Genomic DNA, 25,812 nt, shown 5'->3' on the forward strand with positions numbered 1-25,812 from the left:
CTGCGTCGAGCGGCGCCATCACCGGCCGTCCCAGTTGCCGACCAGCGGGGGGTTGTGCGCGTCGCCGTAGATGAAGACGTTGTCCGGGGCTGACGAGTCGTTCTGGTTGTTCAGGTACCACGTCGCCCCGAGGCGGGCCCCGACGGTGTCGACGCCGTCGCCGTCCCAGTCGCCCACGAGCGGGGTGTGCTGCGGGTCCCCGTACATGAAGACGTTGTCCGCCGGCGAGGAGTCGTTCTGGTTGTTCAGGTACCACATGGCCCCGAGACGAGCCCCGACCGTGTCGACGCCGTCGCCGTCCCAGTCGCCCACGAGCGGGGTGTGCTGCGGGTCCCCGTACATGAAGACGTTGTCCGCCGGCGAGGAGTCGTTCTGGTTGTTCAGGTACCACGTCGCCCCGAGACGGGCCCCGACCGTGTCGACGCCGTCGCCGTCCCAGTCGCCCACGAGCGGGGTGTGCTGCGGGTCCCCGTAGATGAAGACGTTGTCCGGCGCGGAGGCGTCGTTCTGGTTGTTGAGGTACCAGGTCGCGCCCCGCCGGACGCCGATCGTGTCGACGCCGTCACCGTCCCAGTCACCCACCAGGACCGTGTCGCCCGGCTCGCCGTAGAGGAAGACCTTCTCCGGTGCGGACGAGTCGTTCTGGTCGTTGAGGTACCAGGTGGCACCGCCACGGACGCCGACCGTGTCGGCCCCGGGGCTCACCTTCGTGTTCTGGTGGACCCAGTCGCGGATGTCGTCCACGCGGGTCTCGGTGGCGCCCTGGGCCGTGGTCGTGCTGCCGAGGCACCCGCCCTGGGAGGCGGTGTGGTGGATCGCCACGAGCTCGACCGCACCGGTCGCCGTGGTGCGCAGCGCGGGGCCGCCGGCGTCGCCCTTGCAGATCGTCGCGCCGGCGCTCTCGGCCTCGATGCCGAGCGTTCCGGGGCCGACGAGGTTCACCGTGTAGGTCGCTGCGTGCGCGGTGTCCGGCACCAGCTGGGTGCTCGTCCGCCCGTAGCCGGTCACGGTCAGCGCCTCCCCGGTGACCGGTGCGGTCGACGCGACCTTGACGGGAGCCACGTCCGGCACGGCGGTGGCCAGCCGGACCAGGACCACGTCCCGGTCCGCGTGCGGCACGAGCAGCGCAGCCGGCACGACGTGCCCCGCGGTGCCGTCGAGGTCCACGCGCCCGACCGTGACCGTCGTGGGCTGGGTCGGTGCACCCCAGCCGACCGCGGCGCCCGGGGCCGCGGCAAAGCACGACGTCGCGGTCAGCACCCACCACGGGCTCACGAGCGCCCCCGAGCACGCCCGGGCCTCCTTCCCCACCTCGATCCGCACGGTGGCTGCTGCGGCCGGCCCCGTCGGGGTGGAGCCCTGCACCGCGTAGGCGGCCGGGACCCCCACGCACGCCAGCGCCACCGCGGTCACCGCGACCCGGATCATCACTCCCCTGCGCACACCCATCATTCCCCTGCTCTCGTCGTTCGTTCCTCGGGACCCGGTCCACGGGCCGGGTGCGTGGCCTCGACGTGCTCCCCGACCAGCCGATCGGGTGTCCTGCAGTTCCTCCGAGCGGCGATCGAACCCTCAGCGCGGTACCGGCTCCGGACTAGGCGCTGAAGGTGTGGCACCCGAGCACGGTGTTCTCCCCCGGACCGACGTTGATCGCGTACACGCACGCGTAGTGCTCCCCCGGCGCCAGGTCCCGCGTGTGCACGTACCCCCGCGCCGGGGCGGTGCCGTGCGCGGCGGCGATGTCCGGGCGGTCCAGATCGGCGCGCATCGGCACCCCGGCACCGTCGATGTAGACATGCACATCGGTCGGTGCCGACGTGTCCGGGTCCCACGCCCACCCCGTGATCGTCACCCGACCCGCGTCCACCGTCAGCGACTCGACCGCACCGACCGGGGTCCGGGTGCCCACCGAGAACGTGTGGCACCCCAGCACGGTGTTCTCCCCCGGACCGACGTTGATCGCGTACACGCACGCGTAGTGCTCCCCCGGCGCCAGGTCCCGCGTGTGCACGTACCCCCGCGCCGGCGCGGTGCCGTGCGCGGCGGCGATGTCCGGGCGGTCCAGGTCGGCGCGCATCGGCACCCCGGCACCGTCGATGTAGACGTGCACATCGGTCGGTGCCGACGTGTCCGGGTCCCACGCCCACCCCGTGATCGTCACCCGACCCGAGTCCACCGTCAGCGACTCGACCGCACCGACCGGTCGCTCCTGGGTGAGCGTCGCGTTCCAGGCGATCCACTGGCGGAGGTCGTCGAGGCGGGTCTCGGTCGCCCCCTGCTGCGTGGTCGTCTGCCCCAGGCAGCCGCCCTGGTACGCGGTGTGGTGGATGGCGACCAGCTCGACCGCGCCGGGCGCGGTGGTGCGCAGTGCCGGTCCGCCCGCGTCACCCTTGCAGATGGTGGCGCCGGGCGCGTCGGCCTGGATGTCGAGGGTTCCCGCACCGACGGCCGCGACCGTGAAGGTGGCGGCGTGGGCGGTGTCCGGGACCCACTGCGTCGCGGTGCGCCCGAACCCGGTCACGGTCAGCTTCTCCCCGGGGACGGGGGCTGTCGCCGCGACCACGACTCCGGCCACGTCGGTCACCGGCGAGGCCAGCCGCGCCAGCACGACGTCCCGGTCGGGGTGGGGGACCAGGCGGTCCACGCGCACCACGTGCCCGGCGGTGCCGGTCAGGTCCGGACGGCCGACGGTGGCGGTCGTGACGTGCGGCGGAGCCCCGGGGGCCACGACGGCACCGGGAGCGGTGGCGAAGCACGACGCGGCCGTGACCACCCACGACTCGTTGAGCAGAGCCCCGGAGCACGCGCGGTCCACGCCGATGCTGAGCTTGACCGTCGCGGCTGCGACCGCCCCGCTCGGCACGGCGCCCTGCACCGCCTGGGCGGCCGGGACCCCGGCGCACACCAACGCCACCGCACCCGCCGCCGCTCGGGCCATCCACGCCCTACGCATGCCCATCAGTCCCTGCTCTCGTGTCGTTCGTCCACCGCACACCTCGCACCCACAGCCCGGCGGCTCGATCCACCGCGCTCTCCCGGGGCCACGCTCCCGAGGAGCGGTCGCCGGGCCGCCGGTCCTGCCGGCCCCTCCGCCGAGCTGCGGAGGGGGCCGACGCCGCCGGGCGGTCTCCCGCCCGGCGACGCCATGACGTCACCGGTTCGGGATCGACCCGAGCCAGGCCGGAGGGACGTCGACGTAGCGCTTGTTCGCGAGCGCGTCCCACTCCGCGGACGCGAGGAGCCGCTTCGTGCCGCCCTCCACCCGGAAGATGGCGCCCGAGGTCACGTCGCGCATGAGATGCGACCCGCTGGGCACGGTCCCCGTGACCTGTCCCAGCAGCGTCGCCGGGACGTCCGTGTACGACGGCGAGCCGAGCCGCTGCCACTCGGCGGGTGACAGGACGTACTTCGCCCCGCCGAGCACCTGGTAGATGCCTCCGGTGCTCCGGTCACGCAGGAGCGCGTACGACGTCGGGACACCTACGGGGACCCGGGCGATGAACCCCGACGGGACCGTCAGGTACGCCGGCGAGCCGAGCGCCTGCCACTCCGGGAGCGACAGCGGGTACCGCGTGCAGCCGACGACCTGGTGGATGACCCCGCTCACGGGGTCACGCAGCAGGACCGGCCCCCCGGGCGCCCCTTCCGGCAGCATCGCGACGAACCCGGCCGGGACGTCGACGTAGGCCGGCTGGCCGAGGGCGATCCACTCGTCCTGCGACAGGCGGTAGCGAGCGCCGCTGACGACCCGGTGGATGGCGCTGTCCGGGTCCCGGAGGAACGTGTTGTCCCGCGGGGCAGACCGCAGTGAGTCCACGGTCGCCTGCGACACGTCCGTGTAGCCCCGCAGGTTCATCGCGGCCCACTCCGCGTACGACAGCTCGTACGCGCCGCCGCCCGCGACGAGGAAGATCTTCCCGCTCGGGACCCGGACGAGCTGCCCGTCACCGATGTTGGGGCTCCCCGCCGGCACGACCGGCGCGGGGGCGCAGTCGGGCCGGATGTTCTGGGTGAGCCAGCCACGCAGGTCGTCCACGCGGGTCTCGGTGGCGCCCTGGGCGGTCGTGGTCGAGCCGAGGCACCCACCCTGGGACGCGGTGTGGTGGATCGCGACGAGCTCGAGCGCGCCCCCGCTGGTGCTGCGCAACGCGGGCCCGCCGGCGTCGCCCTTGCAGATCGTCGCCCCGGTGCTCGCCGCCTGGATCCCGAGCGTGCCGGCGTCGACGAGGTTCACCGTGAACGTCGCGGCGTGCGCCGTGTCCGGCACCCACTGCGTCGCCGTGCGCCCGTACCCGGTGACCGTCAGCGACTCGCCGACGACGGGAGCGGTGGCCGCCACCGTGACCGGAGCGACGTCGGTGACCTCCTTCGTCAGCCGGACCAGCGCCACGTCACGGTCCGCGTGCGGCACGACCACGTCCACGGCGTGGCCGGTCGTGGTGGTCAGGTCGGCGCGGCCGATCGTGACGGTCGTGGGCACGGCGGGCTTGCCGAGCGGCACCGCCTCACCGGGGGTCGCGACGAAGCACGACTTGGCGGTGAGCACCCACCACGAGTCGACGAGCGCGCCGGAGCACGCGCGGTCCTCGCCGACGTTGATCTTGACCGTGGCCGCGGCTGCGGGGCCGGTGGGGGTCGCGCCCTCCACTGCGTGAGCGGCAGGGACGCCGACAGCGATGAGTGCCAGGGCAGCCGCACCGAACCACGCCACTCGCGACGAGAACGGGCGGTGAGGCGCACGCTTCACGTCGTCGCCACTCACCAGGCACCGAACCGGAGCTCGACGAGGATCGCTTCCGGCAGCTTGTCGGGGTCGTGACCGGTCTCCACCGGCACGCTCTCGCCTGGCTCCGCCGTATAGACCTGGTCCTTGCCCGGCAGCTCCGCGGTCGCCGTCACCGTCTCCTCCCCGCCCCGGAAACCGAACGTGTACGGCACCCGCAGCTTCAGGAACCCCCGTTCCCCCGACGTCCGGAAGCAGAAGTACGCACCGAAGTCGGACTCCTCGAGCTCCGCCTCCACCTGGATCAGGTCCTCGGCGCACTGCACCTCGTCGGTCATTCGCATCGACTTCACGAAGACGATGTGCCCGTCACCGGACACAACCTCGAGCTTGTCGCTCGCCAGGATTGCTGCCGCCCCCGGGTAGGCGAAGTCCTCCACCAGCGACGACTGCACCTCGTCTCCAGCACCCGCCGCAACCGCGGCTCCGCCACCCCCGCCGAAAGCCACGACCGCACCGACTATTACCGCAGCCGACACACCGACCCAGCCCACGTCACGCCTCACACGAGTCCCCAATCGTCGACACATCCTGAAAAGCTCTCTCGATCAACGCGACGTCTGTCTGCCGGCTCCGTCCGTTCACCACGCGCCGAAACGCAGCTCGACCAAGATCGCTTCCGGCATCTTCTCGGGGTCACGGTTGGGGGCGACCGACTTGAACTCCCCGGGCTCTGCCGTGACCGTCACGTCCGGACCCGGCAGCTCCGCCGTGGCCGTGACCGTTTCCGACCCGCCCCGCAGGGAGTACGTGTACGGCACTCGCAGCTTCAGGAAGCCGCGCTCGCCCGACGTCCGAAAGCAGTAGCGCGAGCCAGTTGGAGCGTCTTTCACATCTGCTGACACCTGGATATGGTCGTCCGCGCACTGCACGTTCTCCCTGACGCTGAGGATGATCGAGGAGTCGAACTCGATGTGACCGTCACCCGAGATCACCTCCAGCCCGTCGCTCGCCAGGATGTCCGCTGCCCCCGGGTAGGCGAAGTCCTCCACCAACGAGGATTGCACCTCACCCTCGGCGCCGTCCGCAGCAACGGCCGCTCCACCGCTTCCCAGGGCGACCGCAACACCGGCCAGCATCAGTACCGATGCGCCCATCCAACCCACAACGACACGCCTTGACTTCAACATGGCACTCCATTCATATCTGAGTTCCCCATCACTACGTGGGGCGTCGTCGGCGCGTCACGTCTGGCGATGCATCGACGCCCCTGCGGTCGTCGCGGCCTGCTCAGCCCCCGTCGGGGTGTGGCGACAGTCCCATCTCGTCGAGCCATCGTCGGAGCGGGGCCTCCTCCTGGACTGAAGGATCGGCCTCGGAACCGCACAACCGTCGGAGCTCCTCGAAGAACTCGATGCCCGCGCGCGCGACCGTGACATAGAGCTTGTCGGCGGGCGCGACGGCGCGTCGATCGATCGATCCGTCCGGCGTCGTGACCCTCAGCAGAAGATCGGCCCCTCCCCGAAGTGCGCTCGCCCCGAAGTAGATCCCCTGACTAGGGAACGCTCTCTGGCCGGAACCTGAGCGGCGGCACTCGTCGAGCGCTTGCACGACGAACGGCCACAGCCAGTTCACGTCGTCCCACAGCGTCACGCCCATCAGCTCGACGCCGTCCACGGTCAGGCTGATCGCACCCGGAACCCAGCGGCAGCTGTCGTCATGACGCTCAGCGTCACGGATGGGGCGGAACTCGCCGTCGACTCTCACGTAGCTCGCTGCGGTGACCTCGTTCACTGCCCCGCCCCCGGGGGGTAGAACTGACCGATCCGCCCGTTGTTCACACCGAGAATGTAGGTGACGCCGTTGACCTCGCCCGTGAATTGCTTCGTGCCCAAGCCGATGGCCGCCAGCTCGTCCCGGTTCTGTTCGATGACCGCGGCCAACGTCGCCTCTACGTCGGCGATCGACATCGACCGATCGAAAAAGTCGGTCCTACCCTTGATCTCACCCTTCCAGTACCTCGGGTGATGGCGTTCCAAGATGTGCGTAAATCCCGCTACATCGAGGTCGAACGCCCAATTTCCGCAATAGAATAGCCGTTCTTCCCAGTCGCTTAGGTCCAGGATGCACGTCTCATCATTGTGAACGAGGATCTCGTCCACGCCGACATGAAAGGTGTCGACATCTTCGACGTCGAGGTTGTAGGCCAGGCCTTGCCGCTCCGTACCCGCGCGGAGTCCGTCGACCGCCAGCGTCTCGCCATCGGCGGTCAGGACCTGCTCGCCCGGCGCGAGCTCGTCCGCCCGCTCGAAGCGCGCGTCCGTAACTGACCAGAACGGGTGGTCCTCGGTCGTACCCACGATCGCGCCGTTGCGGAATGCGAGATTGGTGAGAGTGTCCTCGTGGACGAACACGTGGGTGACCTCGCGCGCGCCCTGCTCACCCGTCTCGGGATCGGTGGCGATGACGTCGTCCTCTACTGCGACCTCGTCAATCGGCTTCCGCGACCCGTCGGCCATCAGGATGAGGGTGCTTCCCGCGAACGAGCAGGCGAGCTCCGCTGCTTCCTTGAGCTGGCGTCGCAGCTCTGTGAGCCGGTCAAAGGTTCGCACGGCGCTCGTGGAGGTGCGACGGACCTTTATCGCCCCGGTCACCCAACCCAGAGGCCCAAGGACAGAAGCAAACGAGAGGGCGGCGCCAGTCTTGTCTCCTCGACCGAGAAGAATGAATGCACCGAAGAGGTCACATCCCTCGGCAGGGCCGCTGAAAAATCCGCATGCGGTAAGGCCGAGGTCGAGGACATCGGCGCCCAGTTGTAGGAACAGTTCAGGGTCGGCTTCTGCGAGCTCTACGAGGTCTCGGACGAATCCCACCGATCTGCATGTGCCCTTGACGTCCGGAGCCCACGGGTTGCAGCTCCCCGCAGAGATGACGACCTCTCCAAGCGTGATGGCTGCCTCTTTACAAGCTGGCCAGACATCTCTCGTGGTGAGCCCAACCAGGCAGTTGGCGCTCCGAAAGTCGTCGTTCGCGGTTCCGGTGCCACCCTGACCGGTTCCAGGAGCGGTGCTGCGCATTGCCGCTGCGCGCTGGGCGAGCCGTGTGATGTAGGCCGCCGTCGCCGCCTGGGCAGCCTGGTTGGCCGCGCTCGCGTCCTTGCCCGCGGCCGTCGCGGCCTCCCGCGCCGACTGCTTGGAGCGCTGCGCGGACGCTGCATCGGCCTTCGCGCGCTTCGCCGCGGCCGACGCCGTAACCATCGACTGAGCGGCGTTGTCCGCGCTGACTCGCGCCTTCGCGGCGGCGTCCTTCGCGGTCTGCGCGGAGGACGCCGCCTGGTCGGCGGACGCCTTCGCAGCGGCGGAGGACTGGCTGGCCTCGGCCGCGTAGGTGGCGGCTTGGCTGGCCGCCGCTGCGGCCTGGCTCGCGGAGGTCCTGGCGTCGTCGGCGGCGCCCTGGGCGACGGCGGCGACGCGGCGCGCCTCGGCTGCGTCGACCAGTGCGGTCTGGGCGTAGTGCTGCGCCTCGGAGATCAGGGCGTCCACGGTCCGAACGTGGGCGACCTGCTCGGCGTCGCGTTGAGCGGCTTCGTACTGGCCGACGGCCAGGAAGTAGGACGCATAGGAGACCGGTCCAGCCAGGGCGATCTGGGCTGCGGCCTTGACCTCCGGGCCGGCATCGTCCATGACCTGGTTGATCGCGATCTCCCGGTCGAGGGCTCGCGCCGTGTGCTGCCCGGTCCGCAGGAATTCGCTGACCTGCGCACTGGTTCCCGCCAACGCCTTCTGAGCCGCGGCAGCCACCTTCGGTCCGGGCTGCTCGGCGAGGATCCGGGTGACCGCCCGTCGGTCGTCCACCGTCTTGCGTGGATAGGCCCGCGTACGCAGGAACGTCGCCACCGCCGCGTCGTCCCCGTCCAGGGACGCCCGAGCAGCGGTCTTCTGCTGCCCGTCGGGCAGCGTGTCGACCAGGTGCCAGACCCGGACTCGGTCGTCCTGCCCCGCAGCGAGTGTGCGGCCCTGCGTCAGCCAGGAGCGCAGCACGGCCTCGTCCCCAGCGAGCGCCTCCGCCGCGGCGGCCTTGGTCCACTCCCCACCCGTGCTCATCAACGCCAAGGCGGCCTTGCGACCGGAGTCCAGCACCGCCTCGCTGGAGGCGCCCTCCTTCATGGCCGCATCGAGCAGACTGCGGGTCTCACCCGGGATTCGCGCCTCTTCCGCGGTGTCCCACAGCACTCCCCGGTCCCACGCGGCCGACTCCGCGTTCGCCTTGTTGGCAGCGATCTCCGCCTCGGCGGCAGCTTTCGCGTCCGCTAGGCCGTGCGCGGTTGCCTCGGCCAACCGAGCCTCGTCGGCCTCGCGTGCCATCTTCCTCACGATCGTCGCCTGCCCGGCGGCCTCCACCGCGAGCTGAGAGGCCGCAGTGGCGTCCGCGGCGTGCGCGGCCGCCTGCTCCGCCGCCTGCTCCGCCGCTCCCGCATGGGTCGCGGCGGCTGTGGCGGCGGCCGCTGCGCGGAACGCGTGGTTCCCGGCCTCCTCCGCGAGACGGAACGCCTCGTTCGATGCGGCTGCCGCCGCCTCCGCGAACCCGAGGGCTCGCTGTGCCGCCTGCTCCGCCTGCGCCGCCTGCAACTTCGCCGCCCCGGCCGCGTCCCTCGTCCGCTTCGCCTGCGCCGCAGACACCCCGGAGTGCCGAGACGCCCGGTCGGCCGCCTCCGCAGCCGCGATCGCGTTCCTGCTGGCGCTCACCGCGGACGTCGCTGCGTCATAAGCCTGTGTCAGCGACTCAGCCTGCTGGGCCCGGGCCTGCGCGAGGATCGCCGCCTGCTCCGTGGCTTTCTGCGCCGCCTCCGCGGCGGCCCGGGCCGCAGCCGCTTTGCTGCCATCCATCCGCGCCGCAGCCGCAGCCGAGTGCGCCGCGGCCGCCGCCCGGGCCGTCATCGATGCAGCCGCCGTGGCCTTGCGCGCCCCGTCCGCAGCCGTCTGTGCCGCCCGCAGCGCCGCACTCGAGGCCACGACCGCCTCCGACGCGGCGCCCTCAGCAGAGCTCGCGGCGTCCGCCGCCCGGCCCGCCGCCACCGACGCCCCCGCCGCCGCTCCACCGGCTGCCTGAGCCTCAGCCTCGGCCTCCTGCGCCGCAGCCTTCGCCTGTGCCGCCCCGCTCACCGCCCGGCCCGAGGCCTCCGCCGCCGATGCCGCCTCCGTCGCGGTCGTCGCACCAGCCTGACGAGCCTGGTCTGTCAGCTTCCCGATCTCGGCGATCTCGCCGTCGCGCGCTCGCGCGACGAACTGACCTCGCACGATGAACGCATGCAGCTCCTCAGGGGACCCCTTCAACGCCGCCTGCGCCGCTGCCGCCAGGAGCGGACCGCTGCTGTTGGACGAGTCCGCCAGCATCGTCTCGGCCAGCATCTCCTCGTCGAGGTGCTGCGCCTCGGCCAGCCCGGAGTACAGGAAATCCGACCACGCCGCAGACTCACCAGCCAATGCCTCGCGAGCCGTGGCCTGCACCTTGGGCCCACCGCTCTCCAGCGCCCGCATCACCCGAAGACGCTCATCGCTGACCCAGGCCGCGCGGAAGCCCCCGTCAGCAAAGGCCCGCAGCTCCTCCTCCGGCCCCTCCAGCACCCGCAACGCTGCCCGCCTCAGCATCGGACCGTCCGTGCTCGCCAGCACCTGCACCGACGCCCGGTAGTCCGCATCCGTGGCCTCGTCGAAACCCGACTCGACGAACGCCGCGAAGTCGGCCTCCGACCCGAGCAACGCCGCCTCGGCCGCCCGTCGGACCGACGGCGTCCCCTCGGCGACCAATGACACGGCCCACAACCGGGTGCGAGCGGTGTCAGCCGACGCGTCGTCCGCCACAGCCGCAGCGCCAGGCGCTCCGCCCACCGTGACCCCGAGCACCACCGCGACCAGACCAGCAACCAACGACCGCCATGCCGTGCGCGCCACGAGCTCCCCCTAGAGACACCCCCCGATGACGATCCCCACCACCCCGGTGGCGATCGCGAAGCACTGCCCGACGAACCGGCACGGGCCGGCACGCAAGCAGGGCTGCCGTGGGTGACGGCAGACGTGGCTGAGCGCTGGGCGTGAGGAAGGGAGGGCCCGCAACGGGCAGCATCGATCACAGCGCGGCCCCCTGCGCAAAGGGGACGAATCCCCTTCGGGCAGGGATGCTAGCGCCCTCACGGGGACTTGTGGGAAGCCCCCGGATGAACATGCGGATCTGAGCTTGGCGTCGCGCGTGGCGGTTCGGCGTGGGCGAACGTGCTGGTCGCAGCCACGGGCGTCGCGGATCGGGCGCCGCCGCCCGGCCTCAGAGCCCGCGTCGACCCCGTGTCCCCACCGCCTCGTACCCTGGCCCGGTGGGTCAACCGTCGCAGGGCTTCCGGCACGTCGCCGCGACCCCGCACGCCCCGGTGCGCACGTTCCACCCGCGCCGGGCCGCGCTGGGCGCCGCCCGCGAGGACGCGCTCGCGCGGCTGTGGCCGGTGCTCGGCTTCTCGGTGCACGACGAGGCGCACGGCCCGATGCCGCTCGACGCGGACGGGCTGCTCGACACCGCCGCGCTGTTCGGGCGGTCGGCGCCGCTCGTGCTGGAGATCGGCTCGGGGATGGGCGAGACGACCGCCGCGATGGCCGCCGCCGACCCGGGCCGTGACTACCTCGCCGTCGAGGCGCACCTTCCGGGGCTCGCGAACCTGCTGGGTCTCGTCGAGCAGGCCGGGCTCACGAACGTGCGGGTCGCGCACGGCGACGCGCTCGAGCTCGTGCGGCACCGGGTCCGGCCCGACTCGCTCGACGCGGTGCACGTCTTCTTCCCCGACCCGTGGCCCAAGGCCCGGCACCACAAGCGCCGGATCGTCCAGCCCGAGCACGTCGCGCTGCTGCGCTCACGCCTGCGCCCGGGCGGCACGCTGCACTGCGCGACGGACTGGGAGGAGTACGCGCACGCGATGCTCGACGTCCTCACCGCGGACCCGGGGCTGGAGAACCCGGCGGGCAGCTTCTCGCCCCGGCCCGCGCACCGGCCGGTCACCAAGTTCGAGCAGCGCGGGCTGGACCTCGGGCACACGGTGCGCGACGTGGTGGTGCGGCGGCGCTGACCGCCCTCTGACTGACCGCGTCAGGCCGGCTCGGCGCCGGTGTCGCCGTCCGCGTCCAGCTCGTCACGCGTGCCGTCCGGGCGCTCGCCGATGCCCTGCTGGCGCTCGCGCAGGCGCTGCTCCTCGCGCCGCACCTCGGCTTGGATGGCGCGCTCGCGCGGGAGCCACGACGGCGGGTTCTCGATGAGCTCGGTGATCTGCGCGCTGGTCAGCGCCTCGGTGACGCCGCCGCGGGCGAGCCCGCTGATCGACACGCGCAGGCGCGCGGCGACGACGTTGCGCGGGTGGGGGCCGTCGCGGTGCAGGTCGACGAGCCACTGGGGCGGGTTCGTCTGCAGCTCGGTGAGCTCCTCACGGGAGATCTCGGCGCGCTCGCGGAACTCCGGCGGGGTGGCCGGGAGGTACACGTCGAGCTTCTGCGCCGCTGTCGAGGGCTTCATCGTCTGGGACTTCTTCGCGGCGCTCACGGGCCCAGGGTAGTCGCGCCCGCACCGCGCGGGAGCAGCCGCGCTGCCGGGGCGACCGCCCCCGCGGGTAGCCTGGCCGGGTCCGTGCCGCCCGGCGCCGGCCTTCCCTCGGCTCACGGCCGGACGACGCACCGGAGGTGCCCGTGCCCGACGACGCCGCTCCCGCGGTCACCCCGTTCCGGCTGCTCGTCGTCCCGGGCGCCAACCCGGCCAAGTGGCTGCGGGTCTGGTCCGAGCGGCTGCCCGACGTCCCGCTCGTCCTCGTGCAGTCCGAGGCCGCGGCGCAGGGGGACGCGCTGCGGGCGGCCGACGCCGACGCGGGGCTCGTGCGGCTCCCGGTCGACCGTGACGTACTGAGCGCGATCCCGCTCTACACCGAGACCAGCGTGGTGGTCGTGCCCAAGGACCACGTCGTGACGGCCGCCGACGAGGTCACCGCCGCGGACCTGGTCGACGAGACGCTGCTCGTCCCCGCGGACGACGTGCTCGCCTGGGACGCGCTGCCGGGCACGCCGCCGCTCGTCGGGCAGCCGCTGACGACCGCCGCTGCCGTCGAGCTCGTCGCCGCGGGGGTCGGGGTGCTCGTCGTGCCGCAGTCGCTCGCGCGCCTGCACCACCGCCGTGACGTGACGTACCGCCCGGTGACGGACGCCCCGACGTCGACGGTCGCGCTGGCCTGGGTCACCGACCGGCACGACGACCGGGTCGAGGAGATGATCGGCATCGTGCGGGGGCGCACCGCCAACAGCTCGCGCGGTCGCGCCGGTGCGGCGGAGGCGGCTGCGGGCGGTCCGACCCGGGGCGGTGCCGGCAGCAGCGACGGCGGCAAGGGCAGCACCGACACGAGCAGCGCCGGCAAGAGCAGCGCCGGCAAGAGCAGCGCCGGCCGGAGCAGCACCGACAAGGCCGGCACCGGCAAGGCTGGCACCAGCAAGAGCGGCGCCCCCAGGGGCACCACCGCCGACCGCGCGGCCGCGGCAGCGCGCAGGCGCGCCGGAGCCCCGGACGGCGGCACGCGCAAGGGTCGCGGCGGTCGCCCTCGCTGACGGGTTCTGCGCCCGAGCACGTCGACAGGGCGACCGCCAACCCCTAGCGCTCCCGGGTCGGGTGTCCCCCGCCCTCAGAGCTCGCCGACCTCGTCCGTCACCCGGGCCGCCCCGCGCAGGGCCCCGCGCACGGCGGGCTCCGACCACTCGGGGAACCAGGAGAACAGCACGAGCTCGGCGCCGCCCGATGGTCCGCAGGCGGAGGGCTCGGCCGCGCGTCAGGCGACCGCGACGTCCAGGGTCACGTCGATGTTGCCGCGCGTCGCGTTCGAGTAAGGGCAGACGGTGTGGGCGGCGGCGACGATCTCCTCCGCGGTCGCCTGGTCGACCCCGCCGATCTCGGCGTGCAGGGCGACGGTCAGCCCGAACCCGCCGGAGTCGAGCTGCCCGATGCCGACCTCGGCCGTGACCGCGGAGTCGGTGATGGCGACCTTGCGCGTGCGCGCGACCATCTTCAGAGCCGAGTGGAAGCACGCGGCGTACCCGGCGGCGAAGAGCTGCTCGGGGTTCGTCGCGCCGCCCGCGCCGCCCATCTCCTTCGGGGTCGCGAGGTCGTGGTCGACCAGGCCGTCGGACGAGCGGGTGTGGCCGTTGCGGCCGTCCCCGGTGGCGGTGGCGACGGCGGTGTAGACGGCGTTCATGGTGTGCCCTTCTGCGCGGAGCGACGGCGGGCCATCGCGGGAGAACGATCGTTCTCCCCGCAGCCAGGCTCGCACCGATCCGCCCGCGCCGCAAGACCGAATGTTCTCTCTCTTTCCGCCTTGGCACGCGCCCCGCCCGCGCCTACTGTGACCGCATGACGACCGCGACCGCCTCCGCTCCCGAGCGCACCTCGGCCGCCCGCGAGCGCCTGCTGGGCACCGCGTCCCGCCTCTTCTACACCGAAGGCATCCACGCCGTCGGGGTCGAGCGGATCGTGGCGGAGGCGCAGGTCACCCGCGCGACCTTCTACCGGCACTTCCCCGGCAAGGAGGAGCTCGTCGTGGCCTACCTGCGCGCCCAGGACTCCGGCGTCCGCGCCCGTCTCGACGGCGAGCCGCAGAGCCCGGAGGACGCGGCGGCGCTGCTGCGCGCGATGGTCGAGGGCATGGGCGGCGAGATCTGCCGCACCGGCTTCCGCGGCTGCCCGTTCATCAACGCGGCCGCCGAGTACCCGGACCCGGCGCACCCGGTGCACGCCGCCGTCGTCGAGCACCGCGCATGGCTCGAGACGGTGGCCCGCCGCGCGCTCGAGCGCACCGGCCACCCCGACCCGGCGGGTGCCGCCCGGACGTTCATGATGCTGCGCGACGGCGCGATGGTGGCCGGCTACCTCGACGACCCGCGGCGCGCGAGCGAGGGGCTGCGGGCCGCCGTGGAGGCGCTCGTCGGGACGGGCGCCCGAGCCGAGGACACCGCCGGCTGAGCGGTCGTCGTCGAGGTTCCGGGCGTCCGCCCGCGCGCCCCCCTCCCCCCGCGCACCGGCCCGGTCTCACCCCGTGTCCGGGCCTTTGGTCCCCTCAGAGGCGGCGATCCGCTGCCGAGAGTGAGGGTATGAGCCAGATGACCGACGTCCCGCCCACCCGCTACCTCGACGAGGACGACCTGCCCCCGTTCTGGGACTGACCGACCCGCACGACCGCGTCACCCCGCACCACCCGAGCGCCCTCTCGCGCCACCGGCACCGAGCCGCCGCCACGACCTGCGACGCCCGCCGACCCTCGGCGCCGCGCACGCCTCGCCCGAGCCGCCGCGGCACCGCGGCCGGCACTCCCGGACGCCCGGCGCCGCACGAGCCCCGCGGGTCACGCCCGCGGCGCCCCCGCACGGAACGCGCACTGCTCCGACGTCGCGACGTCCAGGTTGCGCTCGAGCACCGCGAGCGCGTCGAGCACCTGCGCGCGCTCGTCGTCCCCGAGGCCGTCGAGCGTGTACCCCTCGAGCCGGCCCCAGAGCTGCTCGACCTTCTCGCGCAGCCCCTGGCTCGCGGGCGTGGCCTCGATGATCACCGCGCGGCGGTCGGTCGGCGAGGGCGTGCGCCGCACGAAGCCCGCGCGTTCGAGCCGCTGGACGGTGCGGGTCATGGTCGCGGTGTCGGAGTCGAGCGCGTGGACCAGGTCCGCCGGGCGCTGCGGGCCCGCGTCCCAGAGCTGCATCATCACGAGCTCCTGGCCGGGGTGCAGCCCAATCTCGCGGAGCAGCGCGCCCGCGAGCATGCGGTGCAGTCGTGCGACGCGGAACACCGCGTGGCTCGCCGGGCCCGTCGCCGCGGCGCTCGGCATCCCCAGCCTCGCCGTGCGCCTCGGGTTACCGGTCCGCTCGGTCCCCTCCGGCGGCGCGCCCCTCACGGGACCCTTCGCCCGGCCGCCGCGCAGCGCGACCGGCTCGGTGTGCGGGCTCCCCATCTCGACCCCTCCTCGGCGTCGACGCAGGCGCTTCCCTGCTCGGACAGCAGCCTACCGCCCGGTAACTCCGACAGTCCGGGAATGCCCGCACGTCCCCTCCGGTTGGAGCCAGTTACCTGTTCGAACAGGTAACTGGACGACCGACCTGGGAGCACGCCATGACCTCCACGACCTCGACCCCCGTGCACGACGCCACCTCGGCGGACAGCCCGCTGTGGCAGCCCGTGACCGTGGGCGGCGTCACGCTGCCCCACCGCCTCGCGATGGCGCCGATGACGCGTGACCGCTCGACGCCCGAGGGCGTGCCGACCGAGCTCAACGCGACGTACTACGCGCAGCGCGCGTCGCTCGGCCTGCTCATCACCGAGGGCACGCAGCCCTCCGAGGACGGCCAGGGCTACCTGCTGACCCCCGGGCTGCACACCGACGAGCAGGTCGCCGGCTGGCGGCTCGTGACCGACGCCGTGCACGCCGCGGGCGGCCACCTCGTCGTCCAGCTCATGCACGTCGGGCGCGTCGGGCACCCCGACAACACCCCGCACCACCGGCAGCTCGTCGCCCCGTCCGCGGTCGCCGCCGACGGCGTCATGTTCACCGCGACGGGTCCGCAGCCGATGCCCGAGCCCCGCGCGCTCACGACCGACGAGGTCGCCGCGACCGTGCAGGACTTCCGCGCCGCCGCCGCGCGGGCCGTCGCCGCCGGGGCCGACGGCGTCGAGCTGCACTCGGCCAACGGCTACCTGCTGCACCAGTTCCTCGCGGACAACACCAACCACCGCACGGACCAGTACGGCGGCAGCGTCGAGAACCGGATCCGCTTCGTCGTCGAGGTCGCCACGGCCGTCGCCGAGGAGATCGGCGCGCACCGCACGGCCATCCGGATCTCCCCCGGGAACCCGTACAACGACATCGTCGAGACGCAGACCCACGAGGTCTACGGCGCGCTCGTCGACGCGCTCGCGCCGCTCGACCTGCTGTACCTGCACGTCGCGCACGCGGGCGACGAGGACCTGCTGGCCTCGATCCGTGCCGCGTGGCCCGGGACTCTCCTGGTCAACCGCGGCGGCGCCGACCTCGCGACGCGCGTCAAGGACCTCGAGACCGGGATCGCGGACGTCGTGACCGTCGGCACCTGGGCGCTCGCGAACCCCGACCTCGTCGACCGGCTCCGCACGGGCGCCGACCTGAACGAACCGGACGTCGCGACGTTCTACGGCGGCGACGAGGGCGGCTACGTCGACTACCCGGTGCTCGCGACGTCGGACGCCTCGCTGTCCTGAACCTGGGGCCACGCCGCACGCGTGCCCGACGGCGCCCGTCGACCACCTCGGTCGGCGGGCGCCGTCGCGCGTCCGCCCGTCCCGTCAGTTCAGGCTCGCGTCCTCCGCGAACGTCGACACGATCGCGAGGTCGCCGCCCTGCCTGCGGAGCACGCGCCGCCACAGGTCGTCGGGGGCGGAGGTCATCGCGTCGTCCGCCTCGGCCGGGACCACGAACCAGGCGCCCTCCTCGATCTCCTCCTCGAGCTGCCCGGCGCCCCACCCGGAGTGGCCGGCGAACACCCGCACGCCCGTGACACGCCCCGCAAGGGCGGCCGGGTCCGAGTCGAGGTCGACGAGCCCGAACGGCCCGACCATCCGGTCGACGGTCGAGGGCAGGGCCGCGCCGACGGGTGCGACGGCCACACCGATCGCACCGTCGAGGCCCACCGGGCCGCCCTGGAACAGGACCGCGGGCTCCGCGACGGCGTCCTGCCACGCGGGCAGCACCACGTCCACGTCGACGGGCACGGGGCGGTTGAGCACGACGCCGAACGCGCCGTCGTCGCCGTGGTCGAGCAGCAGCACGACGGTCCGGTGGAAGCTCGGGTCGGCGAGGCGCGAGCGCGCCACGAGGAGCTGCCCGCTGAGCGCCGGTGCGTCCGTCATGACTCCATCATCGGCGAGACGTCCGGGGTCCGCCTGTCCCGCGGCCCGACCGCCGACCCTCATCACCGTGGGACCCTGGTCGCATGTCCTCCGTGCAGCCCTCCCCCGACACGACCCCCGAGCCGGACGATCCGCAGCCGCCCACGCAGGAGCGCTGGTGGTGGACCGGCACCTACCGCGCGGTGCTCGGTGCGGTCGTCGTCGGCTTCCAGTACGACGCCCTCTCCTCGGGCGACGCGAGCGTCTGGAACTGGGTCATCGGCGGGCTCGGTGCCGTCGTCGTCGCGCTGGGCCTGTACACCGTCTGGACCGCGTACCGCTCGCGCCGCGGGGACGGCATCCGGTAGGACGGGGGTGCGGCCCGCGCGACGAGCGACCGGCGCGTCCGGGCACCGACGACGGACGGAGCAGCACGTGGAGCACACCCGCCTGGGCACCTCGGGCCTGAAGGTCAGCCGCATCGCGCTCGGCTGCATGAGCTTCGGCGAGCCGTCCCGCGGCACCAACGCCTGGACGCTCGACGACGACGCGGCCGAGCCCGTCTTCCGGCAGGCGCTCGACCTCGGCATCACGTTCTGGGACACCGCGAACGTGTACAGCGACGGCAGCTCCGAGGAGATCGTCGGGCGCGCGATCCGCCGGTACACGCGCCGCGAGGACGTCGTCCTGGCGACCAAGGTCTACTTCCGCATGCACGACGGCCCGGGCGGTCAGGGCCTGTCGCGCAAGGCGATCCTGGAGCAGGTCGACGCGTCGCTGACCCGGCTCGGCACCGACCACGTGGACCTCTACCAGATCCACCGGTTCGACCCCGAGACCCCGGTCGAGGAGACGATGGAGGCGCTGCACGACGTCGTGCAGGCCGGGAAGGCCCGGTACCTCGGGGCGTCGTCGATGCACGCGTGGCAGCTCGCGACGATGCAGCACGCCGCCGACCTGGGCGGCTGGACGCGGTTCGTCTCGATGCAGGACCAGTACAACCTCATGCAGCGCGAGGAGGAGCGGGAGATGTTCGGGCTGCTCGCGCACCAGGGCGTCGGGTCGCTGCCGTGGAGCCCGCTCGCCAAGGGCCGGCTCGCCCGACCGTTCGGGGAGAGCACGACGCGGTTCTCGCACGACCCCGTCGGCCAACGGTTCTACGGGGACGGCGACCGGGCGGTCGTCGAGGCCGTGCAGCAGGTCGCCGAGGGCCGCGGGATCCCGATGGCGCAGGTCGCGCTGGCGTGGGTCCTGCGCAACCCGGTGGTCGACGCGCCGATCGTCGGGCCGACGAAGCCGCACCACCTCGCGGACGCCGTCGCCGCGCTCGACGTCGAGCTCACCGACGACGAGGTCGGCATCCTCGAGGCCCCGTACACGCCGCGGGAGCCGACCGGGTACTGACGGGCGACGCTGCCGGGTGCTCGACCCCGGGACGACGAAGGCGGCACCGGGAACGACGAAGGCCGGCACCGTGACGGTGCCGGCCTCCGTGATCTGCTGTGCGCCCGAAGGGACTCGAACCCCCAACCTTCTGATCCGTAGTCAGATGCTCTATCCATTGAGCTACGGGCGCGTGGCCTTTGCGGGCCGTGTAGGAGGATACCCGCCCGACGGCCGTGACCCAAACCGAGTATCCAGGGAGCCACCTCGGGCGGCCGGCCGCCCACCACCCCCCCCGTCCCCCGCGCGACCGTGTGCGTAACGTTTCGGCTCGTGCTGCTGCGGGCCCCTGGCGGTCTAGCGTTCGCCAGATGAGCAGCCCGTGGCGAGGCAGCGCGCGCGCGGCCCGCGCCGCCGTCTTCGCGCTGCTCGCCGTGCTCCTCGCGGCCGGGGCCCACGCCGCCGGCGGCGGGCACGTGCCGGCGCTGGGCACCGTGCTGCTGCTGTGGCTCGCGGTGCTGCCCGTCACCGCGGCCCTGGCCTGCCGCACGTGGGGGCCGGGGGCGCTCACCGTCGCGCTCGGCCTGCTCGAGCTCGGCCTGCACCAGGCGCTGAGCCTCGGCTCCGCCGGCGGACCGGCGGCCTCGGGCACCGCGCACGCCACCGGCCACGGCGGGGTCCCGTCGGCGCACGGCGCGCACGCGGGCCCGCACGGTGACGCGCACGCCGCCCACGCCGGCCACGCCGCGACGACCCACGCGTCGGCCGCCGACGTCGCCTCCGCCGCCGGTCCCGAGCACCACACCGGCCTCCCGATGCTGCTCGGGCACGTCGTCGCCACCGTGCTGACGGCGCTCCTGCTGGCGCACGGCGACGCCCTGCTCGCCCGGCTCTGGGCGTGGGTCACCCTGCGCGACCTGCCCAGGTCCGAGGCGACGGCGCTCGTGCTCCGCGCCACCCCGGCGCCGAGGTGGCGGGTCCGCGCCGCCCTGCCTCCGCTCGTCGCCGCGGGAGGCGTGTGCCGGCGAGGCCCCCCGCGGGGCTGACCGCCTCGTCGCCGCGCCGCGCGTCGCCCTCCCGGACGCCCCGGCACCGCGCGTCGTCCACCCGGACGACCCGGCACCGCGCGTCGTCCACCCGGACGCCCCGGCACCGCGCGTCGTCCACCCGGACGCCCCGGCACCGTGCTGGAACACCGACGACCCGGCGTCGCGCGCCGCTCTCCTGCCCCGGCCGTCACCGCGCCGGGCGGGCGCGCACGCGCGCAGCCGACCACAGGCGGCCCCGCCCTGCCCTGCCTTCCGCCTCCCGGCGGCCCCCTCGCTCCCCCGGAGACCCCGCATGTCCGCTGTCGACGACCCCACCCTCGCCCCACCCGAACCACCCACCGCCCCGAGCGCCGCCACGCCGACCCCACGAACCCGCGGCGGCCTGTTCCGCGCGTTCTGGCGCTGGCACTTCTACGCGTCGTTCCTCGTGATCCCCGTCGTGCTCGTGCTGGCCGTCACCGGCCTGATCTACCTGTTCCGCTTCCAGCTCGAGCCCGCGCTGCACCCCAACCTGATGCGCGTCGACGCGCCGCCGGAGGGCGCCCAGCTCGCCGGGTTCGAGCCGTACCGGATCGGCGTCGCGGCAACGTACCCCGACGCGACGGTCGTCTCGATGACCGAGCCGGCGACCGCGACGGACCCGCTGCGCTTCTCGCTCGAGACCGCCGAGGGGACGCCGCTCGACGTGTTCGTCGACCCCTGGACCGGGAAGATCCTGGGCGACCTCAACCCCGACACGACGCTGAGCGGGACCGCCGTGCGCCTGCACGCGGACCTCATGGCCGGCGACCTCGGCGACGCGGTCCTCGAGCTCGGCGCGTGCTGGGCGATCGTCATGGCGCTGTCGGGGTACTACCTGTTCTGGCGCGGGCGGCAGGCGCGCGCCCGCAAGCGCCGGTCGGCACCGGGCAGGCGCGCCTGCGCACGACGCACGCCTGGACCGGCGCGTTCGTCGGCGCGGGCCTGCTGCTGCTCGTGGTCAGCGGCCTGCCGTGGACGGGGATCTGGGGCGAGAACGTGCAGGCGCTCGCGACGCGCTCCGGGACGTCGCTGTGGAGCCAGGACCACGGCGCGCTGTCCGACCCGGTGTCGACGCTCGACGAGTCCCTGCCGCACAGCCACGAGGTGCCGTGGGCGCAGGGCAGGAGCCCGGTCCCGACGAGCGACCCGGACGCGCAGACGCGCTCGGTCGCGACCGTCGACACGGCGCTCCTGCTCGCGGCGCAGGAGGGCCTCGCGCACCCGATGACGGTCGCCCTCCCGCGCGAGGAGACCGGCGTCCTCACGGTGATTGGCTACGCGTTCGACGACCCGGGCAAGGAGCGCTCGGTGCACGTCGACCGCTTCGGCGGCACCGTGGTCTCGCAGTACGGGTACGACGACTACCCCGCCCTGGCGAAGACCGTCGCGCAGGGAATCGCGCTGCACGAGGGTCGGCGGTTCGGCACGCTCAACCTGGTCCTGACCGCCGCGTTCTGCCTCGCCGTCGTCGTCATGTGCGTGACCGGGCCGCTCATGTGGTGGCGGCGTCGGCCGCGCGGGCAGGGCCGGCTCGGCGCACCGCGCGGCACGCTCCCGCTGCGCACGACGCCGCTGCTGGCCGTCGGGATCGTGGTGCTGGGGATCGCGCTGCCCTTGTTCGGAGCGTCCTTGCTCGTCGTGCTGCTGCTCGACCGGTTCGTGCTGCGGCGGCTGCCCGCGACGCGTCGGTTCTTCGACGTGGCCTGATCGTGCTCCGCGGGCGGGCGCGTGCGGCGCGCCCGCCCGCGGCGACGGCGCCCCGCAGACGCAGATCGGCCCCGGACCACGTGGTCCGGGGCCGATCAGAAGCGGAGACGGTGGGATTTGAACCCACGGAAGGGTTGCCCCTTCACGACCTTAGCAGGGTCGCGCACTAGACCTGGCTATGCGACGTCTCCAGGCTCGCACAGGGTACCTGCCCGGCTCGGTGCGCGGCAAAGCGGCTGACGCGGCCCCGCCGGCCCCGCGTCACCCGCGTCCCGGACCCGCTCAGCGCTCGTACGCCCAGGTCCGGTCGGTCAGCATCCGGGCGACCGCGAGCCCGATCGAGATCGACACCACGACGAGCCCGGCCTGCACGGCGTACACCAGCGCGTCGGTCGTCTCGCCGTTGGAGAGGTGGAACACGGCCCGGTACGCGGTCACGCCCGGGACCATGATGACGACGGCCGGCACTGAGATCGTGATGCGCGGGACGTGCAGCCGGGGGGCGACGACGGCCGCGAGCAGCCCGACGACGAGGCACGCGGCGGCGGCCGACGCCTGCGCGACGACCGCCGAGTCGACCATCACGAGCCGCAGCACGTTCGCGACCATCCCCACGGTCGCCGCCCCGAGCGCCATCGGCCACGGGCTGTTGAACATGAGCGCGAACCCGAGCACGCCGAGGAAGCTCGCGACGAACCGCAGCGCGAGAAGCACGCCAGGGTCGAGCGTCATGGGCGCGACGGGGTCCGGCGAGAGCCCGACGACCTCCGAGACGCCCCACAGCGCGAGCGCGGCCGACGTGAGCAGCATGAGCGCGTGCACGAGGCGCGCCGTGCCCGCGGAGAAGTCGAGCCGGGCGAGGTCGAGCGCCCCGGTCACGAGCGCGAAGCCGGGGATGAGGAAGAGCACCGCGGAGACGTAGCCGGCCTGGTGGTGGGCCTCGGTCGCGCCGAGCCCGAACAGCGCCTCGACGAACGCGAGGTAGCCGACGCACGCGGTTGCGGCGGCGAGCATCGTCACGCCGAACTGGTTGAAGCCGCGGTGCAGCATCGCGCGCCGGACGAGCTGGCCCAGCCCGGCGCCGAACGCGACGGCGACGATCTCGACCGGGCCGGCGTTGTTGAGGAACGCGAACGCCGCGCACGCGACCGCCGACCACAGCGCGTTGAGCAGCGCCGGGTAGAGCGGCGGGCGCGACGCGATGTCGTCGAGCGCCGCGTTGACCTCGTCGACCGTCGCGAGGCGGCCCTGCTCGGCGTCGGCCTCGAGCCGGGTCGCGAGGACCTCGAGCCGCGAGAGCCGGTCGGCGTTGATGCCGATCGTCCGGACCTCGGCGACCTCGGTGCGGAAGCTCCGGCCGCGGTGCGACGTCGTCGTGATCTCGGTGAGCGTCACGTGCGCCTCGTGGCGGTCGATCCCGAGCGCCCGCGCGACGCGCGCCATCGACGCCTTGACGCGGTAGGAGCCGGTGCCCGCGGACAGGCTCAAGCGCCCGACGCGCAGCGCGGCGCCGGACTGGCGGACGAGCTCGAGCTCGTCGTCGGCGGGCTGGGTCGGCACCCGACCATCATCGCGGGCTGCGACGCGCGCGGGCGGACGTCGATCCCGGGTCGCCGTGCGACCTCGGCCACACCCGTGCTCGTCGCCCCCGGACGCCCCGTTGTCGGACGGCGGGTCCGGGCGCATGCTGGCCCCATGCGCGCAACCTTCAACGGACAGACCCTCGCCGAGAGCGACGCCACCGTCGTCGTCGAGGGCAACCACTACTTCCCGCCCGAGTCGGTCGACTGGGAGCTGCTCGAGGCCACCGACACGCACACGACGTGCCCCTGGAAGGGCGTCGCGAGCTACTGGTCCGTCGCCGACGCCGGCCCCGAGGCCAAGGACGTCGCGTGGGCGTACCCGGACCCCAAGGAGGCGGCGAAGGAGATCACCAACCACGTCGCGTTCTGGCGCGGGGTCGTCGTCGAGCCGTAGCCGGAGCACGAGCGAGCCGGCGCGGTCCACGACCGCACCGGCCCGCTCGTCGTCGTCCGGGTGACGTCCGGGTGACGGCTCAGCCGGGGACCCTGGCCGTGCACCCCCGGCTCCCCGGTCACCCGAAGGTGAACGAGTACGCCGCGAGCCCCGCGGGCACCTCGACCTCGACCGTCCCGGTGACCGGCCCGTCCTCGGACTCGAGCAGCGGGTAGAGCGTCGGCGCCCCCGCGACCTCGACGTCCCGCTCCTCGACGACCCGGCCCTCCTCGTCGCGCACGGTCGCGTGCACCGTGCCCTCGCCGCCGAGCACGAGGAACACGTCGTTCGCGGTGAACCGCAGCCGCAGCCGCGCGTCGGCGCCGGCGGTCGCCGCCTGGTAGTCGGTCGTCCACCCGCCGTCGAACGCGAACGAGTCCGCGGGCTGGCGGTCCGGGAACGTGTACGTCCCGGCGCCCTCCCGGTAGTCCTCGCCGCCGAAGTTGAACCGCTTGCCGACGCTGAGGAACGTCTCGGGCGTGATGCCCTCGGCCTCGGGCGTGGTGTCGACGACGTCGGTCGACGCCGGCAGCTCGACGCCCGGGTCGGCGTCCTCGAGCAGCTCGCGGATCATCGCCTCGGTCGCCTCGTAGTTCCCCTCGCCCTGCGAGATGTGCCGGACGACGCCGTCCGCGTCGATCAGGTAGTGCGCGGGCCAGTAGCGGTTCCGGTACGCGGTCCACGTGCCGTACGAGTTGTCCTGCGCGATCGCGTACTCGATGCCGAGCCGCTCCGCGCCGTCGACCACGTTGCGGGTCTCGCGCTCGAACGCGTACTCGGGCGTGTGCACCCCGATGACCTGGAGCCCGGCGTCGCGGTACGCCTCGTCCCACGCGACGACGTGCGGGACCGAACGCTGGCAGTTGATGCAGGAGTACGCCCAGAAGTCGAGCAGCACGACCTGGCCCTCGAGGTCGGCGAGGTCGAGCGGGGCGCCGCCCTCGGTGTTGAGCCACGTGTCGATCCCGCGGAGCTCCGGCGCGGGGCCGCACTCCTCGAGCTCGGTCGCGCCGTCGGTGCAGTTCGCGAGCTGCTCGTTCTCGGCGGTCACGAGGCCGCCGAGGTCGAGCTGCTGCTGGACCGTCTCGTTCGCGGCGACGCGCTCCTGGAGGGCCTCGGTGTAGCCGGGGAGGGCGCGCTGGATCGCGTCGGTCACGTTGAAGGTCAGCGCGAGGGCGAGCGCGAGCATGAGCACGCCGCCCGTCGCGCGGATGCCGCGCTGGTGCTCCCGGAACGCCTTGACCCGCTCCGCGACGCGGCGGCCCGCGAGCGCGAAGACGAGCAGCGGCAGAGCGGCGCCGAGCGCGAACGACACCGTCAGCACGACCGTGCCGACGCCGATGTCCCCGGTCGCGCCGGCCACGGTGATCGCCGCGAGCACCGGCCCGGCGCACGGCACGTACACCGCGCCGAGGCCAAGGCCCAGCAGGAAGCCGCTGCGGTTGGCGGTGCGGTTCCGCTTCGGGGCGAACCGCTGGAACGGCCGCTCGAGGACCTCCTCGAAGCGCGGGACGAGCAGGCCGACGCCGAGCAGCGCGAGCACGACGATGCCGGCCCAGCGCAGGAGGTCCTGCGGCAGGTCGAGCAGCGCGAGCACGAACGACCCGAGCAGCGTGAACAGCGTGAAGCTCGTGACGAGCCCCGCGATCACGAGGTACGGGCGCCACGCCTCGCTCGTGAGCCCGCGCCGACGGGGGGCCGCGTCAGCGTCGACCGTGGCCGTCGCACCCGCGGCCCGTCCGGCGACCGCCGCGCCGGCCCCCGTCCCGAACGACGGCTGCGCCATGGCCCCGACCTGCAGGCCGGCGAGCGCGGGCGTGCGGACCACGGCCGGAGCCGCACCTCCTCCCGCGCCGCGGGCGCTCTGCACGCCGCCCGAGAAGAAGATGACGGGCAGCACCGGGAGGATGCACGGCGAGATGCCGGTGATGAGGCCGCCGACCAGTCCGATCAGCGCGAGCGTGAGGAGGTCCATGACCGCCGTTCGGCGCGGCGGGCGGT

21 protein-coding genes, 2 tRNA genes and 1 pseudogene are annotated in these 25,812 nt (G+C 73.5%); 9 read left to right on the top strand and 15 right to left on the bottom strand.

The annotated features are described in order from the left end of the window. Positions 1-18 precede the first annotated feature (18 nt). The 7 genes from NXY84_RS19795 to NXY84_RS19825 all read right to left on the bottom strand — a co-directional run bounded on the left by NXY84_RS19795 (position 19) and on the right by NXY84_RS19825 (position 10,674). Positions 19-1,449: a S1 family peptidase gene (locus NXY84_RS19795; protein WP_258724739.1), complete on the bottom strand. Its 1,431-nt coding sequence runs from the start codon at positions 1,447-1,449 to the stop codon at positions 19-21. Positions 1,450-1,594: 145 nt separating this feature from the next. Further along, the gene (locus NXY84_RS19800) at positions 1,595-2,959 is read right to left on the bottom strand and encodes a S1 family peptidase (protein ID WP_258724740.1); all 1,365 of its coding nucleotides are present in this window, start codon (positions 2,957-2,959) and stop codon (positions 1,595-1,597) included. Between the two features lie 192 nt (positions 2,960-3,151). Further along, positions 3,152-4,648: a S1 family peptidase gene (locus NXY84_RS19805; protein ID WP_258724741.1), complete on the bottom strand. Its 1,497-nt coding sequence runs from the start codon at positions 4,646-4,648 to the stop codon at positions 3,152-3,154. A gap of 110 nt (positions 4,649-4,758) precedes the next feature. Next, positions 4,759-5,178, bottom strand: coding sequence for a hypothetical protein (locus NXY84_RS19810; RefSeq protein ID WP_258724742.1), 420 nt, complete (start codon positions 5,176-5,178; stop codon positions 4,759-4,761). A 186-nt stretch (positions 5,179-5,364) separates the two neighbouring features. Next, positions 5,365-5,913 carry a hypothetical protein gene (locus NXY84_RS19815; RefSeq protein ID WP_258724743.1) on the bottom strand — a complete coding sequence of 183 codons (549 nt, stop codon included), beginning with the start codon at positions 5,911-5,913 and terminating at the stop codon, positions 5,365-5,367. A gap of 100 nt (positions 5,914-6,013) precedes the next feature. Beyond that, positions 6,014-6,517, bottom strand: coding sequence for a hypothetical protein (locus NXY84_RS19820; protein ID WP_258724744.1), 504 nt, complete (start codon positions 6,515-6,517; stop codon positions 6,014-6,016). Continuing rightward, positions 6,514-10,674: a polymorphic toxin-type HINT domain-containing protein gene (locus NXY84_RS19825; RefSeq protein WP_258724745.1), complete on the bottom strand. Its 4,161-nt coding sequence runs from the start codon at positions 10,672-10,674 to the stop codon at positions 6,514-6,516. Before NXY84_RS19825 ends, NXY84_RS19820 begins: the two co-directional genes overlap by 4 nt. Positions 10,675-11,090: 416 nt before the next feature. On the opposite strand from NXY84_RS19825, the gene trmB reads away from it, so the two are divergent. Then, entirely contained in the window at positions 11,091-11,831 is a 741-nt protein-coding gene (trmB, locus tag NXY84_RS19830; RefSeq protein WP_258724746.1) for a tRNA (guanosine(46)-N7)-methyltransferase TrmB, read from the top strand. Positions 11,832-11,851: 20 nt separating this feature from the next. On the opposite strand, the gene NXY84_RS19835 is transcribed toward trmB, so the two are convergent. Beyond that, on the bottom strand, positions 11,852-12,298 hold the full coding sequence (locus tag NXY84_RS19835; RefSeq protein WP_258724747.1) for a DUF5997 family protein: 447 nt from the start codon (positions 12,296-12,298) through the stop codon (positions 11,852-11,854). A 143-nt stretch (positions 12,299-12,441) separates the two neighbouring features. Between NXY84_RS19835 and NXY84_RS19840 the strand changes: the two genes are divergently transcribed. Then, a complete protein-coding gene (locus NXY84_RS19840) occupies positions 12,442-13,344 on the top strand; it encodes a LysR substrate-binding domain-containing protein (RefSeq protein WP_258724748.1) in 903 nt (300 codons plus the stop codon). Between the two features lie 218 nt (positions 13,345-13,562). Here NXY84_RS19840 and NXY84_RS19845 read toward each other — a convergent pair whose 3' ends face one another. After that, the gene (locus tag NXY84_RS19845; protein WP_258724749.1) at positions 13,563-13,985 is read right to left on the bottom strand and encodes an organic hydroperoxide resistance protein; all 423 of its coding nucleotides are present in this window, start codon (positions 13,983-13,985) and stop codon (positions 13,563-13,565) included. Positions 13,986-14,140: 155 nt separating this feature from the next. On the opposite strand from NXY84_RS19845, the gene NXY84_RS19850 reads away from it, so the two are divergent. Beyond that, positions 14,141-14,749: a TetR/AcrR family transcriptional regulator gene (locus NXY84_RS19850; RefSeq protein WP_258724750.1), complete on the top strand. Its 609-nt coding sequence runs from the start codon at positions 14,141-14,143 to the stop codon at positions 14,747-14,749. Positions 14,750-15,128: 379 nt separating this feature from the next. Here NXY84_RS19850 and NXY84_RS19855 read toward each other — a convergent pair whose 3' ends face one another. Next, positions 15,129-15,605, bottom strand: a complete 477-nt coding sequence (locus tag NXY84_RS19855; RefSeq protein WP_258724751.1) for a MarR family winged helix-turn-helix transcriptional regulator — start codon at positions 15,603-15,605, stop codon at positions 15,129-15,131. Positions 15,606-15,886: 281 nt separating this feature from the next. Between NXY84_RS19855 and NXY84_RS19860 the strand changes: the two genes are divergently transcribed. Continuing rightward, positions 15,887-17,008, top strand: a complete 1,122-nt coding sequence (locus tag NXY84_RS19860; protein ID WP_258724752.1) for an alkene reductase — start codon at positions 15,887-15,889, stop codon at positions 17,006-17,008. 84 nt (positions 17,009-17,092) lie between these two features. On the opposite strand, the gene NXY84_RS19865 is transcribed toward NXY84_RS19860, so the two are convergent. Next, positions 17,093-17,656 (bottom strand): YqgE/AlgH family protein, encoded by a 564-nt coding sequence (locus tag NXY84_RS19865; protein ID WP_258724753.1) that lies wholly within the window; start codon positions 17,654-17,656, stop codon positions 17,093-17,095. 83 nt (positions 17,657-17,739) lie between these two features. On the opposite strand from NXY84_RS19865, the gene NXY84_RS19870 reads away from it, so the two are divergent. Then, positions 17,740-18,003, top strand: a complete 264-nt coding sequence (locus NXY84_RS19870; RefSeq protein WP_258724754.1) for a hypothetical protein — start codon at positions 17,740-17,742, stop codon at positions 18,001-18,003. Between the two features lie 67 nt (positions 18,004-18,070). Next, positions 18,071-19,039, top strand: a complete 969-nt coding sequence (locus NXY84_RS19875; RefSeq protein ID WP_258724755.1) for an aldo/keto reductase — start codon at positions 18,071-18,073, stop codon at positions 19,037-19,039. Between the two features lie 99 nt (positions 19,040-19,138). Here NXY84_RS19875 and NXY84_RS19880 read toward each other — a convergent pair. Further along, positions 19,139-19,211 (bottom strand) — tRNA-Arg (locus tag NXY84_RS19880). A gap of 178 nt (positions 19,212-19,389) precedes the next feature. Between NXY84_RS19880 and NXY84_RS19885 the strand changes: the two genes are divergently transcribed. Both NXY84_RS19885 and NXY84_RS19890 read left to right on the top strand, forming a co-directional pair. Further along, on the top strand, positions 19,390-20,064 hold the full coding sequence (locus NXY84_RS19885) for a hypothetical protein (RefSeq protein ID WP_258724756.1): 675 nt from the start codon (positions 19,390-19,392) through the stop codon (positions 20,062-20,064). A 295-nt stretch (positions 20,065-20,359) separates the two neighbouring features. After that, positions 20,360-21,795 (top strand): annotated as a pseudogene (locus tag NXY84_RS19890) (PepSY-associated TM helix domain-containing protein). Positions 21,796-21,897: 102 nt separating this feature from the next. Here the strand turns inward: NXY84_RS19890 and NXY84_RS19895 are convergent. Together NXY84_RS19895 and NXY84_RS19900 are read right to left on the bottom strand one after the other, a co-directional pair. After that, positions 21,898-21,986: transfer RNA gene (locus NXY84_RS19895), tRNA-Ser, on the bottom strand. Positions 21,987-22,077: 91 nt separating this feature from the next. Further along, positions 22,078-23,355, bottom strand: a complete 1,278-nt coding sequence (locus tag NXY84_RS19900) for a threonine/serine ThrE exporter family protein (RefSeq protein ID WP_258724757.1) — start codon at positions 23,353-23,355, stop codon at positions 22,078-22,080. Positions 23,356-23,490: 135 nt separating this feature from the next. Here NXY84_RS19900 and NXY84_RS19905 point away from each other — a divergent pair, with 135 nt between their 5' ends. Further along, positions 23,491-23,772 (top strand): DUF427 domain-containing protein, encoded by a 282-nt coding sequence (locus NXY84_RS19905; protein ID WP_258724758.1) that lies wholly within the window; start codon positions 23,491-23,493, stop codon positions 23,770-23,772. Positions 23,773-23,890: 118 nt separating this feature from the next. On the opposite strand, the gene NXY84_RS19910 is transcribed toward NXY84_RS19905, so the two are convergent. Next, positions 23,891-25,786, bottom strand: coding sequence for a cytochrome c biogenesis protein DipZ (locus NXY84_RS19910; protein ID WP_258724759.1), 1,896 nt, complete (start codon positions 25,784-25,786; stop codon positions 23,891-23,893). Positions 25,787-25,812 lie beyond the last annotated feature (26 nt).

Origin of the sequence: Cellulomonas sp. NS3, assembly GCF_024757985.1 — a bacterium.
In the GTDB taxonomy this organism is placed as follows: domain Bacteria; phylum Actinomycetota; class Actinomycetes; order Actinomycetales; family Cellulomonadaceae; genus Cellulomonas_A.

Excerpts from the sequence above, each read along its gene's own strand:
- NXY84_RS19905 (WP_258724758.1), top strand. The coding sequence starts at position 23,491 with ATGCGCGCAACCTTCAACGGACAGACCCTCGCCGAGAGCGACGCCACC.
- NXY84_RS19870 (WP_258724754.1), top strand. The coding sequence starts at position 17,740 with ATGTCCTCCGTGCAGCCCTCCCCCGACACGACCCCCGAGCCGGACGAT.
- NXY84_RS19845 (WP_258724749.1), bottom strand. The coding sequence starts at position 13,985 with ATGAACGCCGTCTACACCGCCGTCGCCACCGCCACCGGGGACGGCCGC.
- NXY84_RS19800 (WP_258724740.1), bottom strand. The coding sequence starts at position 2,959 with ATGGGCATGCGTAGGGCGTGGATGGCCCGAGCGGCGGCGGGTGCGGTG.
- NXY84_RS19860 (WP_258724752.1), top strand. The coding sequence starts at position 15,887 with ATGACCTCCACGACCTCGACCCCCGTGCACGACGCCACCTCGGCGGAC.
- NXY84_RS19910 (WP_258724759.1), bottom strand. The coding sequence starts at position 25,786 with ATGGACCTCCTCACGCTCGCGCTGATCGGACTGGTCGGCGGCCTCATC.
- NXY84_RS19865 (WP_258724753.1), bottom strand. The coding sequence starts at position 17,656 with ATGACGGACGCACCGGCGCTCAGCGGGCAGCTCCTCGTGGCGCGCTCG.
- NXY84_RS19795 (WP_258724739.1), bottom strand. The coding sequence starts at position 1,449 with ATGGGTGTGCGCAGGGGAGTGATGATCCGGGTCGCGGTGACCGCGGTG.
- NXY84_RS19855 (WP_258724751.1), bottom strand. The coding sequence starts at position 15,605 with ATGCCGAGCGCCGCGGCGACGGGCCCGGCGAGCCACGCGGTGTTCCGC.
- NXY84_RS19850 (WP_258724750.1), top strand. The coding sequence starts at position 14,141 with ATGACGACCGCGACCGCCTCCGCTCCCGAGCGCACCTCGGCCGCCCGC.
- NXY84_RS19815 (WP_258724743.1), bottom strand. The coding sequence starts at position 5,913 with ATGTTGAAGTCAAGGCGTGTCGTTGTGGGTTGGATGGGCGCATCGGTA.
- NXY84_RS19885 (WP_258724756.1), top strand. The coding sequence starts at position 19,390 with ATGAGCAGCCCGTGGCGAGGCAGCGCGCGCGCGGCCCGCGCCGCCGTC.